The following is a 20,463-nucleotide window of genomic DNA, read 5'->3' on the forward strand; positions in this document are numbered from 1 at the left end:
GAATCCTTGGCTGCCGGACGGCAGGTCGCGGTAATGAACCGAAAAGGCCATTGAACAGAAGGCTCAAATGGCCTTTTCGGAATTAGCTTCCTCTACCCGTTATTGAGCGGCAGCGGCGGCGTTATATTCTTCGACGATCTTGGCCCCGCCGCGGTTCATCCAGTCCTCGACCGCTTTCTCGAAGCCGGCCTTGTCGATCTGGCCGTACATATATTGGTAAGTCGCGTCGGTAATGATTTGCTGCAGCTCGACGCCTTTTTCCATGTACGTAGGCGAATCCAGCGCGGCCGTCGGGTCGGCTACACCTACCTTGACGTTCTCCAAAATAAGCTCTTCGGCATGAATCCGGCCCGGCAGCTCATTATAAGGTTCGTACATGCCGTTCGTTTCGGATTCCCCGATCACGCTGTCCTTGAAGCCTTTGACTTCGCGTTCGATCAGCTCTTTGTCCTCCGCCGCCTTGGCTTTGCCGTCTACCACTGTATAGTGAACGCCTTCAATCCCCCAGTACATCACATTAGCGACTTCAGGAGTCATCATCTTGTCAAAGAAAGCGAGGATCTTTTTGAGTTCCGCCTCATCCTTGATCGCCGATTTCGGGAACAGGACGATGTTGTTGTAGCCGGGAATCATCCATTGGGCGAATTTCCCGTCGGGACCGGCTACCATACTGTGCGTATCGAGCACCGCGTCAGGGACGTTTTTGATCAAATCCTTATGCAGGGAGTCGATGTCCTGCATGGAGCCGCCGATATACATCCCCGCTTTGCCGCTGGTGAACATATTGACGGCATCCGTTTTGCTCGTCGCCGCGAAGTCCTGGTTCATATAACCGCCGTCACGCAGTTTTTTGAAGAAGTCCATCGTGTCGATATATTGTTGGAATGTAAATTCCGGCGCCAGCTTGCCATCCTTGGTACCCCAGTAGTTAGGCGTACCGAACCAGGATGACACGGTCTTGAACGCGCCGTACACGAGCTCGTTCCGGTCGGCGACCCCCGTCGTATCGTTTTGGCCGTTGCCGTCCGGATCCTGCTCCGTGAACGCCTTGGCCATGGCGAACAGTTCATCCACGTTGGTCGGTGCGCCTAGGCCCAGTTTGTCGGCCCAGTCCTTGCGGTAAATCATGCCCTGCCGCGCCAGCGGACGGCCGATGTACAGCGAGTACAGCTTCCCGTCAACCTTGGTGTTATTCAAAATTTCAGGTTTCAGCTTGCTCAAATTCGGGAATTCGCTAAGCAGCGGTCCGATTTCCCAGAATTGGCCGTCCTTGATCGCTTCCTTCATTTGAATGAAGGTGGTCGAGTTTTTCAAATAAGTCACCTGCGGCAAGGAGCCGGTGGCGAAGGACGTATTCAATTTCTCTTCGTACGTATCAGCAGGGAAGAATTGATAGGTCAATTTCGTGTTGGTCAATTTTTCAATTTCATTCTTAATGGTGTCCGGCGGTGTTTCCGTTGTGTTCAGCGGAAGCATAATCGTAATTTTCGTCGGTTCTTCGGGAGCGGACGTCGTCTCATCCTTACCCGTATTGGCGGGAGCAGCCGATGGATCGGCCGTCGCCTCCTTGTTGCCGCCTCCGCCGGAGCAGGCGGACAGCGCCATGCTGAGCGTAAGTAATGCCGTCAGCAAGATGGTGAATGACTTTTTCTTCATTCCAAGTTGACCTCCATTTGAATTGGAATTGGTTACAACCTCACCATACACGCCCGGTTAAATTACGAATACAATCATTTGTTCAGAAAGCCCGCGCGGTACAAGGCATCTGGAGTAATGATTATCGTGATTATGATCCCGGGAAATCCCATAAAAAAAGCCTTGCCCAACCTATCATTCAAGGTTGGCGCAAGGCTTTTGCCTCATCGTATTCCTTCATAATCTCTTCTCCGCCGTTCATCTTCCATCGCTCGATCTCCTGCCTGAAGCCGTCGGCGTCGATATTTCCAAGGATATAATGATATGTCGCATCCGCGATCAGCGCGGACAGCTCGGCATTCTTCTCGTCAAAGGTCGGCGAGCTGAGCGCAACCGTCGGATCGTTGACCAGAAACGACTCGTTATCCTTGCTAAGCCGGTCGGCCAGGTCGGTCAGCTGCTCCTTTTTCGCCACCTCCATGATGTTCTTGTTGCCGATATCGGCGATCATCAGCGAATAGAGCTGGTTTACTTCATTGACGCGAAGCTGTGAGGTTTCCTCGGGCAGGATCACCTTTCCGTCTTCGATTTCATAATGCCGCCCTTCCACCCCGTACATCATCAAATTCGCGATATCCTTATCCATCGTCCGGTCAAAAAATTTCAGTACCTGCCTGAGCTCCTGCTCGGTCGGAATCGCTTTCTTGGAGAACAGGAACAAGCCGTTATAGTTGGGAATCGACCATACCTTATACCCATACGGCCCTGCAATGCGGTTGACCAGCGTAAAATCGGCCTCCGGGTTGAGCGATCGGGCCTCGATGGACAGCCGCTGCACGTCGGTCATACTGCCGATAAAGACGCCGGCCTCGCCGCGGATAAACCGGTCGCGCTGAATTTCTTTGCTGGTCAGGGCGAAATCCCGGTTCATGATGCCCTCGTCATACAATTTCTTCATATAATTCATGGTGTCCATATACTCATCCGTCATAAATTCGGGAATGAAATGACCGTTCTCTTCCTTCCAATTGTTCGGCGCGCCGAAATAGGAGCTCAGCGTCTTGAACACCCCGTAGACAAGATCATTCCGGTCGACGACCCCTATTGTATCCCGCTTCCCGTTCCCGTCGGGATCGTTATATGTAAACTGCCGCATGACCTCGTATAGGTCGTCCAGCGTCCGGGGCTCTTCGAGCCCAAGATGATCGAGCCAGTCCTTGCGTATGATGACCCCTTGTCTGGAGGAAGGACGTTCCGTATACAACCCGTAGATTTTGCCGTCTACGGCAGCCTGTTCGAGAATGGCGGAATCCAGATTTTTCAAGTTGTCGTAATCCTGGAGATATGGCCCGATCTCCCAGAAAGCGTCGGAACGAATCGCGTTTTTGACCAAATTGTAGTCGGAAAATTTCACAAACGTCACTTTGGCGAGCGAATTGGTCGTCAGCCCCGTATTCATTTTATCCGTATAGACCCCCTCAGGGATCCAACTGACATCGAGCTGCACTCCGGACAAGGTTTCGATTTCCGTCATAATCTCCTTGGCAGGCGGCTGCGGGAAATGAAGCGGAGCCAAAATCGAGATGTACGGAACGCTGTCGCCGGAAACGGGCTCCCCGGATCCCCGACCGCAAGCGCCCGCAAGCAAGATCGGAATTATCAGCAATAAGCGGTAAATTTGGATTCTCGTTCGCTCTTTGGATTTTCCAGACATTCATGATGTCCTCCTTCCTTCATATATACATCATACATGCTCTGGCTAGGGGAATTAACAGCTTAACCGTAACAATCGATGAAATGATTATCGGTCCGGAAAATGATTATTGTTATTATCTGCCAAATTGCATACACTAAGACTAGTGACTATCTATCCATGAAGGTGCTGAGTTATAGTGAGACCATTAAGCTTCTTGAGCAAGCTGACGATCTTTGCCTTTGTCATCAGTACGCTTCCCGTACTCTTTATCGGGTCCTTCTCCTATCTGACCTCAACCAAAGAAATTCAGAAGAACGTAAACGAAAGCAAAATGGAGCTGATTGCACAAATTAATTCCAACGTGGAGCGGAAGCTTACTACGGTCAATCAAACTTTGAATCAAGTGGTAAACTCCAGCGTGCTCAAAAAAGCGCTTGATAGCCCGTTAAATGAAAGCGATTTCAAATTATACAACGATTTGCGCACCGAAATCCGCAATATGCAATCCTTCGATACGAGGCTGGAGGATGTCGTGCTGCTGAACAAGCAGCAGAACTGGATGATCAAAAATTCCGGGCTGTATCGGCTGAACGAATACAAAGACCACGAGCAGCTTACCAATCTGCTGGAGGTTTCCAGCAATACCACGTGGATTCTGACCCCTTCTTCCTGGTTCTACAGCGAGGAAAGCGTCGGCGCGGCAAAATGCAACTACAGCATCAGTCTCATTAAAAAGCTCCCGACCAACAAGCTGCACAAGTACGGTCTGGCGCTGGCGAATATTCCGGCCTGCAGCCTGCAGGACGCCGCCAATCCGGATGCGCAGCCGCTCGACGATATTATCGTCATCGACGAAAGGAACCGGATCCTGATCCATCCCGATTCCTCGCTTATCGGCATGCCGATTGAAGAAGGCGGATTCACGAAAGATGATATTTCGCTCATTTCCGCCGACGCCGGAGCTTCCGGGCAATTTACGACGACCATTAACAAAAAAGAGTATTCCGTCAGCTTTTTACGGTCCCAGCTCAACGGGTGGGGGTATTTGTCCGTCACCTCGATCGCCAGCCTGACGAAGGAATCCAATAAAATCGGCTTTTATACATTCTACGTCTGCGCGTTCATGCTGCTGCTTTCCATTCTTATCGCCCGAGTCGGCTCACGCAGCATGTACACGCCGATCGAAAGGCTGTTGAATCAGATGGGGCAGCGCAAAACCGATGTTAAAACGAAGCATGCCGATGAATTTCAATTGATCGGGGAGCAGGTTCATCATTTGTTCCAATCCAAATCGCAGCTGGAACGGGAAATCAGCCAGCATATCCGGCAGGTCCGTATTTTTTCCCTGACCCAAGCCTTCCACGGCAATTACAAAAAGAACGAGCTGCTCGACAAGCTGGAGCAATTCGGCTACGGCCGCCAGATTCGCGAATGGAAGACGATGGCCGTCATTACCCTGTCGATCGATTTCAGCGACAATTCGGCCTATGAGAAAAAGGATCTGAACCTGCTGCTGTTTGCCGCGAACAATATGATCGAGGAACTGGTCAGCCCCGATAATCGGCTGGCTCCGGTCATTATGGATCAGGTCATCGTGACGCTGATCGGCAGCGTGGACCAGGACGAAGCCGTCTTCCATCGGTTGCTGTATTCCTTGACCGAACAGCTTCAGCAGGAAATCAACAGCTGTCTTAAGCTGCAGGTAAGCATCGGCCTGAGCCTTTCGTTCCATTCCTTCCACAAACTACCGATCGCCTACAAGGAAGGACTCGAGGCGTTAAAATACCGGATCAAGCTGGGCAAAGGCGTCATCATTCAGTACGAAAATATCAACTCCGGCATGCATTATTTGAAATTGAACTATCCGACCCATAAAGAAAACGATCTTATGGACGCGATTAAACTCGCGGAAACCGAGAAGGCGAAAGAGCTGGTCCGCGGACTGTTCGCATCGATTTTCGCCCAGGAGCTGACTCCGCAGGAATACCAAATTCCGTTGACCCGTTTGCTCAACAATCTGCTCATCATGATGCAGGAATCCGGCATCGGCTTGAATCAGATATATCACGCAAACGGCTCGCTATACGAGGAGCTGCTGGAGCTGCCTACCGTGGCGGAAATCGAGGATTGGTTCTGGAGCGTGATCATCTATCCGCTCATTAAAATTTTCAACAGCCGGCAAAACGCCCAGTACCACAATATCTCCGAGAAGATCATCGATCTGGTGCATCATTATTACGATACGGATCTTACATTGGAGGAGTGCGCTTCGCGACTTCACTACAATGCCAACTATATCAGCAGCATTTTTCGTAAGGAGACCCAGTCCTATTTCAGCGAATACCTTACCATGTACCGGTTCAAAATGGCCAAAAAATGGCTCGCGGAGACCGATATGCCGGTCAAGGATATCGCGGCCCGGTTAAGATACAACAACTCGCAGAACTTCATCCGCTCGTTCCGCAAGCAGGAAGGCATGACACCGGGACAGTACCGCGAGCTGCACGGCGGATCCAAACAAACGCATCTTCTGGATAACCTCGCGAAATGACTTGCGCAATGTGATACGGCTCGGCTTGAAGCGCTAACCTGCGGATAGCCGCCCCGTCTGCTCTCCTGCGTTTAAGGGCAGCGTGAAGGCAAAGGTCACGCCACCGTGCTCATTCCGCGCCTCGTAGCTGCTTCCGTGCAACTCCAGGATTTGCTTCACGATCGCGAGCCCGATCCCGGTTCCGCCGCTTTCCCTGCTGCGCGCCTTGTCCACTCGGTAGAACTGGCTCCAAATGCGGGGAAGCTCTTCAGCGGGGATGGGCTCCCCCTCATTATGCACGGCAATCTCCCATTCCTTGTCACTGCGGGAAGCCGCCAGCGTGACCCTCCCTCCTGCCGGGGCGTGGCGAACCGCATTGCTCAGCAGATTGATCAGCACCTGCCCGAGACGGGAACGGTCGGCCGAGACGGGGGCGGTGTCCTCCTCCGGCGGCAGACATAATTTCACCTTGACGTCTCTCCCCGCGCCGATCGCTTTCGCGCGTGCGGCCGATTCCGCCAGCAATTCAAAGAGATCGAACTTCTCCCGATTGATCCGGTACTGGCCGGATTCAAGCTGGGATAGGTCCAGCATATCGGCGACGATCGTTGACATGCGCCGCGTCTCATCCAGAATGATTTCCGCATACTTCTCCCGCTTTTCGCCGGACCCGATATTGTCCTGCAACCCTTCCGCATATCCGCCGATCAGGCTGAGCGGCGTCTTCAGCTCATGCGACACCCCGGCCACGAAATTTCGGCGCATCCGTTCCAGCTCCTTCTCCCGCTCAATATCTTCGCGCAGCTTGTCATTCGCCTCATGAAGTTCTCCCAGCGTCCTTTGCAAGTTATCCGCCAGAAAATCAAACGTGCGGGCCAATTCCCCGATCTCGTCTTTGCGGACCCAACCCGTGCGGCGCGAGAAATCAAGCGCCGCCAGCCTCCCGGCGAACGCATTCAGGGAGCGGAGCGGCTTGGTAAGAATGCCCGCGTACAGTAAAGCGAGGATCGGCACCAGCATCGCGGCGACGCCAAACGCGATCCAGGAGAAATCGCGGATAACGCGCGCGGCTCCGATGACCGGCTGGAGGGAGGAAACGGCAAACAGCAAGGTCCCGTTGCCCTGCCCGTCGGTCTCGAGCGGTGCCAGTGCGACCAGTTGATCGCTTCCGCTTTCCGTCTCGCCGGTTCCTTCCGGGCGATATACCAGCGTAGCCTGATCGTACATAACACGTTGAACCGCATCACCGTCTTGCCGCCATTGTTGAAGCGTCAGCATCAGCTTGTTAAACTGCCCGTCCGGCCCGTATAACTGGAAGGGCGTCGGCAGCATATCGCTCAACCCGTCGTCGGCATCGAGCTGTTGAGCGGTCCGCCGGACAATGGTTTTGCCATTTTCCAAGGTAACCAGTGATATAGTCGCGTAATAATCATTTTCAAACCGGTAGAAATAAAGAGGGAACCCGCCCCCCGACGAGGACGGCATGCCTTCCCGCACATACCGGTCCCGAATGCCGCTAATCTGCGCCGTAATGTCTTTGATCTGCCTCCGTTCATAAAACGAGGAAAAACTCCCCGCAAGCGCCGCCAGCAGCCCGCCGAGAAACAGCATAACGACGAGGAAAGTAACGGCGAACAGCCGGAACGCCACGGAATGCTTCCATTGGGTCATACGGCTCATGGCGTCACCTTCATCCGGTAGCCGTCGCCCCTCATCGTAACGATCCATCCCGCCCGGTCGCCCAGCTTTTGCCGCAGCCGCTTCACATGAGTGTCCACCGTCCGGACATCCCCGATATAATCATACCCCCATACTCCATCCAGCAGTCTGTCCCTCGTAAGCACTAGATTATGATTCCGTACGAAGTGGAGCAAGAGATCGAATTCCTTGGGGGTAAGCGCCAGCGATTTGCCGTTCAGCACCGCTTCCCGGGTCTCCGGGTCCACCACCAATTCTTCTCCCACCTTCAATAACCGGGCTTCATTTCCGCCTGCCGGAACGTGAACAACTCTCGAGCGCTCCGCCCGTTTCAGCAGCGCCATAATTTTGGCCGTCAGCAATTTCGGACTGAACGGTTTGGTTATATAATCATCGGCACCGAGATCGTACCCGAGCAATATATCCTCTTCTTCCGATTTGGCGGTCAGGAAAATGATCGGCACATCCGATTCGCCGCGAATCGCCTCGCATACATCGTACCCGTCCAGCCCCGGCATCAGAATGTCGAGAATGACGAGCTGAGGCTTATCCCGCCGGAACGCGCTCAGCGCCTGATCGCCATTCCCGCATTCGCACCAATCGAGATTTTCTTCCTCCAAAAAATCGATGATTAACTCCCGGATGCGCCGTTCATCCTCGACAATCAGCACTTTCGGTTTCATATCCGCCGGTCACTCCCATCCATCCTTTCCATTCATACAGCCTCATTGTAAGCGAGTCACAGTTATTTTGTCACGCCGCAGCCTGTCACACGGCTGTCACACAGCCCGGATAAAATGTGAAAGGCGAGTGGAGACCTGCGCATAGAAAGATGCGCCTGATGGGAGGGAAGATCATTTGAAGTCATGTTCGCAAAAATACCGGCGGGATGCTCCGTTCGCACTCTTGTTCCTGGCCCCGAGCCTTAGCGGGTTTCTGTTGTTTTTCGTCATCCCGTTCGGGTACGTCGTTTACTACTCGCTCATCGACAATCCCGTGAACGGCGATTTCGTCGGGGTTGGCAATTACGAAGCCTTGTGGGCCAGCGGTTCATTCCGCAAGGCGTTTCTCAATTCCCTGATGTTTGCCGGCATTAGTGTTCCGTTACTGTTTACGGTATCCCTGGGACTCGCGCTGCTTTTGAAAGAAAACCTGCCCTTTCGCCAACAGTTTCGGACGATATTTGTGCTGCCGCTGGTCGTTCCCGTCGCTTCCGTCATTCTGGTGTGGCAAACGCTGTTTCACTGGAACGGGGCTATCAACGGTTTCCTGCTCGACCGGGGGCTGTCCCCTGTCGATTGGATGAATACGAAGTGGGCGTTTGCCGTTATGCTGATCGTATTCATCTGGAAAAATGCCGGTTATAACCTCATCTTATTCCTTGCCGGCTTATCCAACATACCGGCGGAGCAATACGAATCGGCATCGATCGACGGAGCGGGGGCTGTGCGCAAATTTCTGAGCATTACGTGGCCGGGGCTCGCGCCGACCAATTTCTTCGTGCTCGTCATGAGTATCGTCCAGTCGTTCAAAGTATTCCGCGAAACGTATCTGGTCGCCGGAGCGTATCCGCAGGATTCCATTTATTTGCTGCAGCACTTCATGAATAACATGTTCCGATCGCTTGAGTATCCGAAGCTGACGGCGGCGGCCGTCTTGCTGTCAGTCGTAATCGGCATTACGGTGTTTGTCCTGTTCCGGGGCGAAAGAAAGTCAAGGGAGGCGCTCGAATCATGAGCCTTACGCTGCGTCGAACAAGTATCGCCTTAAAAGTCGTCTTCCTCGGCTTGATTGCGATTGCGGTCCTGTTTCCCGTCGTGCTGACGGTAACCAATTCGTTCATGGCCGAGGAGGAGATCGGACGGCATTACGAGGCGCTAAGCGCAAGCGATACCGCCCCGTCCGCCCCGCCCACAAATTCGGACATTACGCTGGTCCCGGAAACGGCCACACTGTCCCAGTACGGCGAGGTGCTGCTATTGCGGCCGAAGTATCTGTTGCATTTCTGGAATTCGGTCAAGCTGACGCTCCCCATCATCCTCGGCCAGTGTATCGTCAGCACCTTAGCGGGGTATGCGTTCGCCAAAATGGCTTTTCCCGGAAAGAACAGACTGTTCTTCGTCTATTTGCTGACGATGCTTATGCCGTTCCAGGTTACGCTCGTGCCGAATTATCTGGTAGCCGATAAGCTCGGCCTCTTGAACAGCTACGGAGCGATTATTCTCCCCGGCATCTTTACCGCCTTTGGCGTATTTCTGATGCGGCAGTTTATGGCATGCGTTCCGGACGCTTATCTCGAAGCGGCCAGAATCGATGGCGCAGGCCATATCCGCGCCTTCCTGCATATCGCCCTACCGCTGACCAAACCGGGCGTCGCCGCGCTCATTCTTTTATCCTTCGTGGATAACTGGAACATGGTCGAGCAGCCGCTCTTGTTTCTCGGCGATCCAATATCCCAGCCGCTCTCGCTTTATTTGGCCGATATCGCGGCAGGATCGCGGGGCGTCGCCTTCGCTTCATCCGTGCTGTACATGGCCCCGATGGTGCTGATATTCCTTTACGGCGAGGAGTATCTGGTGGAAGGCATCCAAATGTCGGGGATCAAAGGGTGAACCCGGAAGGAGGTGCAGGTATGAATTTCAACATGCCGGAGTTCAACATGCCGGACTTGCATAAGCGCAAAAAACGGCTGCGCCGGTGTATTATGCTTTTCTTCACTCTGTTGCTCGTGCTGACGTTCTTGTCCAACACGATTCAAGGGCTGTCCCTGCCAAAGGTTGCCGTCGAAGAGCCGGAAACGGGCGGACTTGATCTTAATGTATCGGGAGACGGGTTTCTTCAGCCGGCATACACCGCCTTGTTGTATCCCGAAGCGGAATGGACGGTCAAGCAGATCCACGTCAGCAAGAACTACCGGGTGCAAAAGGGCGACGCGCTGGTCACGTTCGACACCACTCGGACTGAAAGCATACTGGAAGATGAGCAGGCGCGGCGCAAGCAGCTGGAATTTAAGCTGGAAACGTTGACATCACAGTTGAAAACAGCGCTCCGCGGAGAAGATCAAGACGCCATTGATACTATGAAACGCGAACTGGAGACCGGTCGGCTTGATCTGGAAGTGCAGCAGCGGGCCGTTGCCAAACTGGAGCGGCAAATAGCGGAAGGAGGCACCCTCAAGGCGCCGATGGATGGCGTCGTCACCGCGGTCAACGCCGCCGAGGGCGGCGTCGCCTCGCCCGGACAACCGGCCGTCGAAATCGCCGGTGCCGCCTCCGGCTACCAATTTTCCACGGTTGCCGATAGTGACGATGCTTCCGCACTCCGCATCGGCGACACGGTACAGGTCAAGCTCGATGAAACACCGCAGCGGACCATCGAAGGAGTCATCTCCGAAATCGAGGACACCGGCAGTAGCGAAAGCGGAGCATACGGGGCAAGCAACAAAAAAATTACATTCGACGTAAAAGATGCCGCGCTGGAGCCGGGACTCAAGGCCTCCGTCGACATCACGCATCAAAGCGACTTTTTCGGGATGAAGATTCCGAAATCCGCGCTCCAGTCGGATAACAACGGATATTACGTATTTATCGTAACGGAAAAGGACGGACCGCTCGGCATTGCCTATTATGTCAGTAAAACCTATATAACGGTCAAAGACGAGAACAAGGACACCGTTATTATCGACGGATTGATGCCCGGCGACAAATATGTCACAGAGTCCAGCGAGCCGATCGGCGACGGGGATCGCGTGCGTTATTAACAATTCACGAAGGGAATGAATGGAACATGAAAATATGGAGGCGAGCCTGCAAAATCGGCTCCTTAATGCTGCTGTCAGCCGCGATTGCGGCCTGCTCGGGAGGAAGGGGCGGAGCGGAACAATCCGGGAACAGGTCTTCTTCCTCCCCTGCTGGCGGAATTAGCGCTCCGGACAATATCACGGCCGTTACGATAACCGTTATGACCAAAGACAGGTTCCTCGCGGAAGCCGAGCAGAAATTCGAAGCCGCCAATCCCGGCATCGATATTCAGATTTCGGAGCTGGTGCCGGCGGACACGAGCAGCGGCGACAAGGTGATAATAAAATCGGGAGGTGACGCGGATAGCGGGCCGAAGCCGGAGGACGTGGAGAAATATGCGAACACCGTCAATACCGCCCTCATGTCGGGCAAGGCCTCGGACATCATTTCGACCGAATATCTCCCTGTTGACGAGTATGTGGACAAGGGTCTTCTGGCGGACTGGAACGAGCTTGCAGCCCAAGACAGCGGGTTTGATAAAGCCGGCTATTACGAAAATGTTCTGTACGGCGTCTCGCAAGGCGATGGCTGGTACGGAATTCCCATCGATTTCTCGCTGGATTTCTTACTTGGAGACGCCTCCCTGGTGGAGCAAAACGGCCTGAACGACGATACATGGACCTGGGACCAGTTCATTGAACTGCTGGAAACGGCGAAAGCCGAAGGTAAATTCGGTATTGCCATGATCACGCCGGAAAAATTGCTGCAAAATCTGGCGGAAGCGGTATACGGCCAACTGGTCAAAAGAGACGGAGATAAGGCAGTTTTCGATGCCTCGCTGTTTCAAACGTACATGGAAAATATAAAACGGCTCTATGATAACGATCTTGCAACCCCGGATGGGATCGGACCGGAAAATGCCAGCTTTCAGTACCATACGTTGACAGGTCCGATGGAAGCCGCGCTTCTCCCGCGAAGTGACGGCAGCCCGCAAGCTTGGATCAAGCCACCCGGAACCGGCAAGGACGCAGCGAAGGGTATTCCGTTCCAATCAAGCCGGGTGCTCTCTTTGAACGCCAAATCACAAGTGAAAGAGGCGGCCTGGTCGTTTGTGCAATTCCTGCTGTCCGAAGAAATGCAATCCTCCACTGCGATGAGAAGTTTTTCGGTTAACAAAGCGGCGGCCAAGGCTAAGCTGGCAGAGACACAGGAAATGCTGGCGAGATCGGGAAGCGGGGACGGCGCGGACGGTCCGCAAATATCGATGAGAAGCAAGGATGGCAGCGTAATAACGCCGACTTTTAGCGATGAGGATATTGAGAAGGTGTTGGGCTTATTGTCAACAGCCAGTCAATACAGCAACCGTGACCCTCAGGTGCTAAGTATGATTGCCGAAGCGACAACAGACTATTTCTCCGGCAGCAAATCAGCCGCTGCCGTAGCAGGGTCGCTGGCAAACAGGATTAATACTTATTTGAACGAATAAATCCATTGTTTGTATAACGTACACATGCGGCCATCTCCCTATGAGGAAGATGGCCGAAAATTTAGATTTGCAGCTATGCCAGGGCATTGGAAATGCCGACGACGATCCAGGACACGATCAGGATGGCATTGCCCGCCAGCAGCCATTGCTTCGGCTTGGCAAACCCTTTCCATTCCCCGTCCTTTAAGCCCCAGGCGTTGCTGACGATGAGCGCAAGCCCGTTAAAAGCCAGCCAGCCGACGCTCGATCCGATCGGACCGAGCATAACGGTGGCTTTGGCGTATAAACCAAGCGCAAAAAACCAGACGAACGAAGTCACAATCGCTTTAACATAAGCCTTTCCCGACCCAGGGGCGGTATAATCGCGATAGGTCCGGTTTTTGATCAGCATTAACAGCGCATACACAAAATTCGCCACAAAGCCGCCGGACAGCGTAATTACCCACGGAATCAGACTGGCGTTGATCTCCGCGACCCCGTGGCTCGCGGCAATATCCAGCGACTTGTTCGCGTAGGCGAAGCCGATATTCATCGCGGCCGAGCCCAAACCGGCAAGGAAAGCCATAATTAACCCTTTGGAAAGCGAATTTTCCGCTTTCGCCCCCGCATTCCCTTGCGGAGAACTTTTCGTCTTGAGGCTCTTCTCTTTATCCAGCCCCGCCTTCGTTATGACGACAACCCCAACCAGCATAATGACCATGCCGACAAGCAGGAGAATGAAGGAGCGGAGCACCGGAATATTTCCGAAAATAATCAGGGGAATCAGGGAGCCCAGCGACGCCGAGATTCCCATATTCACGCCATAGGTCAAGGAAACGCCGACCGTATCGACCGCCTTGCCGAACAAAATGGAGCTGATCCCCCACAGCAGTCCGCAAAAAGCCGCCAGCCCCAGCACCTCCGCGGGAGTCTCGCGGATATAGTCCATAAACTCCGGAACCTCCAGCCAGGTCCAGCCGATCGGAATCAGCAGAATGCCGACCACCGAGAACAGCACCCAGAAAGCTTCCCAGGAAAAAGGCCGGTACTTCTTCATCCCAAGTCCGAAACTGCCCTGAAAAAAGCTCGCCAACAATAACAGCAAAAATCCGTAAATCACTTTTCTCTCTCCCCATAGCCCCGATTCTTAAGCTGCCAAACTTTGTATATCCAACAAACTAACTATAATGAGGAAAAGGGAAATTTACAACTTATTTTTCCTAGCAAATTCCTGCTTATAAACCGCTTGAAACCATCTTGACATCCACAAATCATTCTTGTAATCTCTTCCAAGAGAGGCTGGTAAAACAGTTTAATGTAGTCGAATGGAGGTATTGAAATGGGGAAACTCCTTGAAAAACCTTTTCGGCGCCATGATCAAAAGTATTTCGATTGCGTTCACTCTCAGATTGTAAGTTATCTCAAATTTAAAGAATTTAAAATTGAACTGCTATTCTATAACTGCTTCGAAAATACCAATGAGATCTATGATCAAATGATTGTGCAAGGATTGTCGCGTTTCAAATATTCCTCGCCGATCATGCTTAGAGGAGATTTTGAGGCGTTCGGGTTAAGAAAAACAGCTTATGAACCCGGGTTTGACGATTTGACGGCTTCCATGGACCAATTGGCCCGGCAAGGGGAAATCGCCTTTGTGGCGATCGATCCCTATTTCCTGCCGCATCGTGACGAATACCGAAAAAGGCATGGCATGCACTGGATCATGCTGTGCGGGTATTCCGAAAAGGAAGCCGTATTTTCCATCCTCGACGAGGTGCAAACCTATTACTCTTTCTTCGAATACGCATCGTCCACGCTTCGTGAAGCCTATCATTCGGGAATCCGGAAATCCGTTACATTTAAACGAATCCCGCCCAACTATGAGCTGCTTAATCAAAGGTATGTGAATTGGTACAAAGCGTTGCCAACAGATCATTCGAAATTTTTCGGATGTGTCGTCCCCTTGCTGGAACAACAAATATCAGGTTCGGATACCGACGGCTCCTCTTATGCGGACAAGCTGTTTAATGCCTTGTCTTTTTTTTCCGGTTCGATGGAGGTCACCGGGCAATTCTTCGTAACCGTCGATGCCGAACGGGAACTGATCACACTGGTGACCGAGATTGCCAAGATTGCGGAGAACCTTGCCTCGGTGATCAAGAAATTCGATTTGACCGGCAAAATCAACCTCAATTATATCCGCGACAGGCTGTCGATATTGGAACAATTGCATGCGGAGGCCCTGAGTAAGCTGAAATCGGAGGATTTCGCCCGCTTCTTGCTTGCTCTTGATATCGGGCCGATTGCGAATGCCAACCCGGGTCTTTCATCCGGAGAACAAACGGTTAGACCTGCAATTGCTCAAAAGAATCATGGTACAGGTAAGGCTTATCGTATTGACCTGGAACCCTTCTATAATAATCAGGCTTTCGGGGCCAAAGGCTCCGCTGCGGACTTAACCGGCGGAGGAGAATTCATGCGGTTGGAGGAGCATGTCTTTTTATCAAGCGATATAAGTGCGAATTTTCAAATGGCTGCCCGTTTCGGCTTTGGCTATGACAATATTTCTTGTGACGGACAAGCTGTTCCGCTTCCCGAATTACACGGAAATACAATCCGATTGTTATGCTGTGGAGAATGGGGAGACCCGGAGGGAGAATTGGAGCTTATCTTCGCGGACGGAACAACCGATTTCCTTAATATTAAGGTAACCGATTGGGCATGGTCTCCCCGGTACGGCGAAGAGGTTGCCATTCAGGCGCCGATCGAGAGAAAGGAAAAAATTCCATTTGCACCGGAGGAAGGTCACGTATTTGCCAATGATATTCCGATCAGCGAAGACAAGCCTCTTTCGGTGCTCAAGCTTCCTTACTGCCCCAATTTGCATATTTTCTCGATTACGGTTATGGCGGGAAGGTAGCGCACAACTTTACCGCAACAAACCGAGCCGGAACCCCAATCGGCTCCGGCCCTCTCGGAATTCCCTTCAGCGGCCTTCCAACATTCTCTTTAAGTATTTGCCGGTCAGCGAAGCAGGGCAATCGACAATATCCTTCGGAAGCCCTTGGAACAGAACGGTTCCTCCATCCTCCCCCGCGCCGGGTCCCAGATCGACGATCCAATCGGCTTGGCAGACGACGTCCAGATTGTGCTCGATCACAATCAAAGTGCTGCCCTGTTCCACCAAGAGGTTCATTATGCGGATCAACCGCTCGACATCGGACATATGGAGTCCCGTAGTAGGCTCGTCCAGTACATATATATTCCCGCTGTTTTCAAGCTCCGCGGCCAATTTAACCCGCTGCAGCTCCCCGCCCGATAAGGTGCTAAGCGGCTGCCCTAACGATAAATAACCGATCCCTGTCTCTTTTAATTTTGCAAGTACTGAGGCGATTTCTTTTTCATGGAAAAAGTCTGCCGCTTCATCGACGCTCATCCCCAAAATATCGCTTATATTTTTACCGCGAAACGTCATCGCCAACACCTCGTCCGTGAACCTGCGGCCACCGCAAGCTTCGCAAACGGAAGCAACGGTGTCCATGAAGGCGAAATCGGTATAAACCGTCCCTAATCCTTTGCAATGCGGGCAAGCTCCCTGCGAATTAAAGCTGAACAACCCGGCATTCACGCGGTTTTCTTGGGCAAACAGGCTCCTGATCGCATCAAAAATCCCGGTGTAGGTGGCCATATTCGAGCGGTTGGAAGCGCCGATCGTATTCTGATCAATGAAAATCGCTTCGGGATGGCGTCCGGCAAACTCCAGATTGATCAATGTACTTTTTCCCGATCCCGCCACTCCTGTAACTACGGTCATAGCTCCTGCAGGAATACGAACGCTTATATCTTGTAGATTGTTCGCCGTTGCGTGCTCGATGGCAAGCCATCCGGCCGGATTTCTGACTTCATGCTTAAGTGCGGGTTTACGCTTGAGAGCCTTGGCCGTCAAGGTGTCCGTCGTCAATAAACGGGCCAAATCTCCCTCAAATACAATGGAGCCGCCTCTCGTTCCCGCTCTCGGGCCCATTTCGACAATATGATCGGCAATCCGCATGATATCGGGGTCATGCTCTACGATCAGAACGGTGTTGCCTTTATCCCGCAATTCTTGCATCAAACGGTTGATCCTGCTGACGTCATGCGGATGTAGGCCGATGCTCGGTTCATCGAAAATATAGGCAAGCTCCGTCAGGCTGTTCCCGAGCTGGCGCACCATTTTGATCCGCTGCGACTCGCCGCCGGACAGGCTGGATGTTTCGCGGTTCAGATGCAAGTATCCGAGCCCGATGGAAATAAGGTGGGTCAGCCGTTTCGCAATCGCTTCCGCAACGGCCTGCGCTTCCGGCTCGCGAACGGTTTGTATAAACCGGATCAAGTCGCTGATTTGCATATTGCAGCAGTCCGCGATGCTTTTTCCGTTTATTTTGCATGCCAGCACCGCTTGATTTAATCTGCCGCCGCCGCACGCGGCACAGCTCGCTTCCGCCACCACGCGATCGATCGCTTCCTTATACCGCGATGCGTCTCTCGAATCCGTCTTATCCAAAAAGGTTCGCTTGATTCGCGGAACGACGCCTTCATAGAAAGAAGTCGGCGGCCAGTCCTTCGTCGGATGCAGCGGCTTGAATCCCGTTTTGTACAGCAGCGTATCCATTTCATCTTTCGTGTAGTCCTTCAGCTTCTTGTCGTTGTCAAACAGCCCCGTACAAACATATCTTTTCCACCGGACCTCGCCGGGCTTGAATGTCGGGAACAGGATCGCCCCCTCATTGAGCGATTTCTCCCTGTCGATCAGCCGGTCGACAAGGATCGTTTTCGCCTTCCCCAAACCTTCGCATTCCGGGCACATCCCTTGCAGGTTATTAAAGGAGAAGACGCTCGAATCGCCGGCAAACGGCTTCCCGAACCGGGAAAACAGCAGGCGCAGCAAAGCATGGACATCCGTCGCCGTGCCGACGGTTGACCTCGCGTTACCTCCGATTCTCTTCTGATTAATGACAATGGTCACTGGCAAATTTTCAATAGCCTCCACCTCGGGCTGGCCGTAATGCGGAAGCCGGTTGCGGATGAAACTGGAGTAGGTTTCGTTCAATTGCCGTTGCGATTCCGCCGCGATCGTATCGAATACAAGCGCGGATTTCCCCGATCCGGATACGCCTGCAAATACAGTAATTTGTTTTTTCGGGATAGCCAGATGAATTCCCTTTAGATTTTTTTCTCTCGCTCCGATTACCCGAATGAAATCCCGGTTGTCCATCATTTACTCCTTTCTTTTGCCAATCTTCAGCGAGAATTATATACTATAAACATGACAATAACTGACATGGTTTCAACGAGGTGAGAATGATGTTAAAAGCCAAGATATTGTTCGATCTGATGATGTATGTGAATGCCAAGCGCCGGTTTACGGCACAGGAAGTGGCCGACGAATTCGCTATTTCCGTGCGGACCGCGCACAGGTATTTGATGGATTTAAGCGAAATGGGGGTTCCGCTGTACACCGAACCGGGCAGAGGCGGCGGTTATCGAATACTGAACAACCGACTTTTGCCGCCGATCATAATGGACGAGAACGAGGCGTTCGCCATTTTCTTTGCCTTCCAGTCCTTGAAGTACTATCCGACGCTGCCTTTTGCCATCGACATGAAATCCGTTTCGAGAAAGATATGCGCGAGCCTGCCCGATGATACGAAAAACAAAGTTGCCCGTCTCGATTCCGTTTTATCGTTCTGGACGCCGACAAGAAGCGTCTCTTCTCCATTTCTCAAAGAAATTATCGAGGCCGCTGCGGAAAATCGAATGTTAAAAATGGAATACGCTTCAAAAACGGACGATACGCCGAAAGAAATAGCTCCCCTCGGTTTGTATGCCTACAACGGCTTCTGGTACATGCCGGCATTCGATCCGGCCGTTGACGAAATCCGTCTGTTCCGTGCGGATCGGATATTGTCATTGGAGCTTACGGGCAAAAAGCTCGACCCGCCGTCCAATTTATCCGACTGGTTGGATTACCAAAACGCGCAATCCCCGGAATTTCCTGTCCGTCTATATGCGGAACTGACCAGGGAAGGGATCAGACAATGCCGCAGCCAGCCTTGGTTAGAGCCTTATATCGTAACGGTCGATCCGGGTTATGGGTATATTGAGGCCAATATTGACAAGAGGGAGTTGGAGTTTGTCACCAACTACTTTTATCAGTTAGGCACCTCGGCCAAAGTGATTGAGCCAAGCGAGATGGCGGACCGGATCCGGAAGCTGGCGGAAGAGGTATTAAACCAATATTCATAAGGCGCGGCGGTACTGTCCGATCCTTATCAACAAGCAATACTTCCCCCTTTCCGTTAAGCTCCCCCCGCGCCTCTTTCGCATGAATATCCCGCCGTAACGCAAAAAAACACCGGGTTCCCGGTGTTTTTGCTCTTGGATTAATACAAGGTTTGCACAGCTTCCTTTGTGAAGGGGATCAACTCGTCCAACCGGCCGTCGCGGATCTTGCTTGCCCAAGAGGGATCAACCAGCAATGCCCGGCCTATGGCCACCAGATCGAATTCTCCGCGTTCCAGTCTCTCAATCAACCCGTCGATCTTGGTGACACCCGAGCCCTTCCCTTCGGAAAAGAAACTCGTAAATTCGCTGTCCAGGCCGACCGACCCGACCGTAATCGTCGGTTTCCCCGTCAGCTTTTTCACCCATCCGGCCAGATTCAGCTCGGAGTCCGGGAACTCGGGCTCCCAGAAACGGCGGGTGGAGCAATGAAACACATCGACGCCCGCCTCGATCAGCGGCTTCAAGAATTGCTCCAATTCGGCCGGCGTCGACGCCAGTTTGGCCGTATAGTCTTCCGACTTCCATTGCGAGAAGCGGAGCGCAATCGGAAAGTCCGGTCCGACGGCCTTGCGGCAGGCTTCGATGACCTCAACCGCAAAGGTGGTGCGCTTCATCATGTCGCCGCCGTAGCGGTCGGTGCGCTGATTCGTTTTCTCCCAGAAAAATTGATCGATTAAATATCCGTGCGCGCCGTGAAGCTCGATGCCGTCGAAGCCGATCGGCTTGGCCTCGGCCGCTCCCCGCGCGAAGGCTTGAACGATATCGGCGATCTCCGCTTCCGTATAATCGTTGACATGGCCACGGGCTCCCATGTGCCAAATTTGCGGGAAGATTCGTCCTCCCGCTCCGTGCACCTCGTCCACGACGTTCGCCCAACCGTTTAATGCCGCCTCGCCGTAGATGTGCGGTACGTTTTGCTGATTGGACGCATCCGGATGATCAATGATCGTGCCCTCGGTCACGATCAAACCGACACCGTTCTCTGCTCTGCGGCGGTAATAAGCGGCCACATCCGGACCGGGCACGCCCTCCGGGGAAAAATTGCGGGTCATCGGCGCCATGACGATGCGATTGGACAGCTGCAAATCTTTGATTGTAAACGGCTGGAACAAGGGTTGAACGGATTGAGAGTAAGTCATAACTACCTCCAAATGATTTTATTTGTTTTTCATGGATTATCATTATTTTTGACCCAATAGTCAATAACATGACATAAAAATAACCGGGATGACGTTTCATAAGGATGAAACGCTTCCTGATTTTATCTTTTCCCATTTGTGCTCTTACAATCCTTAAGCCTCACCTCCTTTATCGCATATTATTGACTGCGTGGTCAATAACACTGCAAAAAAAATCGCCCGCCTAACCCTCGCAG

Annotated in this window: 14 protein-coding genes; 7 read left to right on the forward strand and 7 right to left on the reverse strand. The window is 52.6% G+C overall.

What is annotated here, in order from left to right:
* Positions 1-99: 99 nt before the first annotated feature.
* Both V3851_RS06355 and V3851_RS06360 read right to left on the reverse strand, forming a co-directional pair.
* A complete protein-coding gene (locus V3851_RS06355; RefSeq protein ID WP_331845680.1) occupies positions 100-1,656 on the reverse strand; it encodes an extracellular solute-binding protein in 1,557 nt (518 codons plus the stop codon).
* Positions 1,657-1,834: 178 nt separating this feature from the next.
* Positions 1,835-3,349: an extracellular solute-binding protein gene (locus tag V3851_RS06360; RefSeq protein ID WP_331845681.1), complete on the reverse strand. Its 1,515-nt coding sequence runs from the start codon at positions 3,347-3,349 to the stop codon at positions 1,835-1,837.
* 178 nt (positions 3,350-3,527) lie between these two features.
* On the opposite strand from V3851_RS06360, the gene V3851_RS06365 reads away from it, so the two are divergent.
* Positions 3,528-5,882 carry an AraC family transcriptional regulator gene (locus V3851_RS06365; RefSeq protein WP_331845682.1) on the forward strand — a complete coding sequence of 785 codons (2,355 nt, stop codon included), beginning with the start codon at positions 3,528-3,530 and terminating at the stop codon, positions 5,880-5,882.
* 33 nt (positions 5,883-5,915) lie between these two features.
* On the opposite strand, the gene V3851_RS06370 is transcribed toward V3851_RS06365, so the two are convergent.
* A complete protein-coding gene (locus V3851_RS06370) occupies positions 5,916-7,541 on the reverse strand; it encodes a sensor histidine kinase (RefSeq protein WP_331845683.1) in 1,626 nt (541 codons plus the stop codon).
* Positions 7,538-8,242, reverse strand: coding sequence for a response regulator transcription factor (locus tag V3851_RS06375; RefSeq protein WP_331845684.1), 705 nt, complete (start codon positions 8,240-8,242; stop codon positions 7,538-7,540). The genes V3851_RS06370 and V3851_RS06375 overlap by 4 nt, the downstream gene beginning before the upstream one ends.
* A gap of 175 nt (positions 8,243-8,417) precedes the next feature.
* Here V3851_RS06375 and V3851_RS06380 point away from each other — a divergent pair, with 175 nt between their 5' ends.
* The 4 genes from V3851_RS06380 to V3851_RS06395 are packed head-to-tail and all read left to right on the forward strand — an operon-like array spanning position 8,418 to position 12,785.
* Entirely contained in the window at positions 8,418-9,296 is an 879-nt protein-coding gene (locus V3851_RS06380; RefSeq protein WP_331845685.1) for a carbohydrate ABC transporter permease, read from the forward strand.
* The gene (locus V3851_RS06385; RefSeq protein WP_331845686.1) at positions 9,293-10,171 is read left to right on the forward strand and encodes a carbohydrate ABC transporter permease; all 879 of its coding nucleotides are present in this window, start codon (positions 9,293-9,295) and stop codon (positions 10,169-10,171) included. Before V3851_RS06380 ends, V3851_RS06385 begins: the two co-directional genes overlap by 4 nt.
* 20 nt (positions 10,172-10,191) lie before the next feature.
* Positions 10,192-11,319, forward strand: a complete 1,128-nt coding sequence (locus V3851_RS06390) for an efflux RND transporter periplasmic adaptor subunit (protein ID WP_331845687.1) — start codon at positions 10,192-10,194, stop codon at positions 11,317-11,319.
* A gap of 26 nt (positions 11,320-11,345) precedes the next feature.
* The gene (locus V3851_RS06395; RefSeq protein ID WP_331845688.1) at positions 11,346-12,785 is read left to right on the forward strand and encodes an ABC transporter substrate-binding protein; all 1,440 of its coding nucleotides are present in this window, start codon (positions 11,346-11,348) and stop codon (positions 12,783-12,785) included.
* Positions 12,786-12,858: 73 nt separating this feature from the next.
* Here the strand turns inward: V3851_RS06395 and V3851_RS06400 are convergent, their stop codons facing one another.
* Positions 12,859-13,884 (reverse strand): L-rhamnose/proton symporter RhaT, encoded by a 1,026-nt coding sequence (locus V3851_RS06400; protein WP_331845689.1) that lies wholly within the window; start codon positions 13,882-13,884, stop codon positions 12,859-12,861.
* Between the two features lie 375 nt (positions 13,885-14,259).
* Between V3851_RS06400 and V3851_RS06405 the strand changes: the two genes are divergently transcribed.
* The gene (locus tag V3851_RS06405; RefSeq protein ID WP_331845690.1) at positions 14,260-15,684 is read left to right on the forward strand and encodes a cysteine peptidase family C39 domain-containing protein; all 1,425 of its coding nucleotides are present in this window, start codon (positions 14,260-14,262) and stop codon (positions 15,682-15,684) included.
* A gap of 66 nt (positions 15,685-15,750) precedes the next feature.
* Here the strand turns inward: V3851_RS06405 and V3851_RS06410 are convergent, their stop codons facing one another.
* A complete protein-coding gene (locus V3851_RS06410; protein WP_331845691.1) occupies positions 15,751-18,021 on the reverse strand; it encodes an excinuclease ABC subunit UvrA in 2,271 nt (756 codons plus the stop codon).
* Positions 18,022-18,107: 86 nt separating this feature from the next.
* On the opposite strand from V3851_RS06410, the gene V3851_RS06415 reads away from it, so the two are divergent.
* Positions 18,108-19,049, forward strand: coding sequence for a helix-turn-helix transcriptional regulator (locus V3851_RS06415; protein WP_331845692.1), 942 nt, complete (start codon positions 18,108-18,110; stop codon positions 19,047-19,049).
* A 137-nt stretch (positions 19,050-19,186) separates the two neighbouring features.
* On the opposite strand, the gene V3851_RS06420 is transcribed toward V3851_RS06415, so the two are convergent.
* Complete coding sequence (locus V3851_RS06420; RefSeq protein WP_331845693.1) at positions 19,187-20,227, reverse strand: NADH:flavin oxidoreductase; 1,041 nt, start codon at positions 20,225-20,227, stop codon at positions 19,187-19,189.
* Between the last annotated feature and the right edge of the window lie 236 nt (positions 20,228-20,463).

The sequence above is a fragment of the Paenibacillus haidiansis genome (assembly GCF_036553665.1).
Classification (GTDB): domain Bacteria; phylum Bacillota; class Bacilli; order Paenibacillales; family Paenibacillaceae; genus Fontibacillus; species Fontibacillus haidiansis.

Coding starts and splice junctions, on each gene's coding strand:
- V3851_RS06355 (WP_331845680.1), bottom strand. CDS start 1,656: ATGAAGAAAAAGTCATTCACCATCTTGCTGACGGCATTACTTACGCTC.
- V3851_RS06360 (WP_331845681.1), bottom strand. CDS start 3,349: ATGTCTGGAAAATCCAAAGAGCGAACGAGAATCCAAATTTACCGCTTA.
- V3851_RS06370 (WP_331845683.1), bottom strand. CDS start 7,541: ATGAGCCGTATGACCCAATGGAAGCATTCCGTGGCGTTCCGGCTGTTC.
- V3851_RS06375 (WP_331845684.1), bottom strand. CDS start 8,242: ATGAAACCGAAAGTGCTGATTGTCGAGGATGAACGGCGCATCCGGGAG.
- V3851_RS06385 (WP_331845686.1), top strand. CDS start 9,293: ATGAGCCTTACGCTGCGTCGAACAAGTATCGCCTTAAAAGTCGTCTTC.
- V3851_RS06390 (WP_331845687.1), top strand. CDS start 10,192: ATGAATTTCAACATGCCGGAGTTCAACATGCCGGACTTGCATAAGCGC.
- V3851_RS06395 (WP_331845688.1), top strand. CDS start 11,346: ATGAAAATATGGAGGCGAGCCTGCAAAATCGGCTCCTTAATGCTGCTG.
- V3851_RS06405 (WP_331845690.1), top strand. CDS start 14,260: ATGATTGTGCAAGGATTGTCGCGTTTCAAATATTCCTCGCCGATCATG.
- V3851_RS06410 (WP_331845691.1), bottom strand. CDS start 18,021: ATGATGGACAACCGGGATTTCATTCGGGTAATCGGAGCGAGAGAAAAA.
- V3851_RS06415 (WP_331845692.1), top strand. CDS start 18,108: ATGTTAAAAGCCAAGATATTGTTCGATCTGATGATGTATGTGAATGCC.
- V3851_RS06420 (WP_331845693.1), bottom strand. CDS start 20,227: ATGACTTACTCTCAATCCGTTCAACCCTTGTTCCAGCCGTTTACAATC.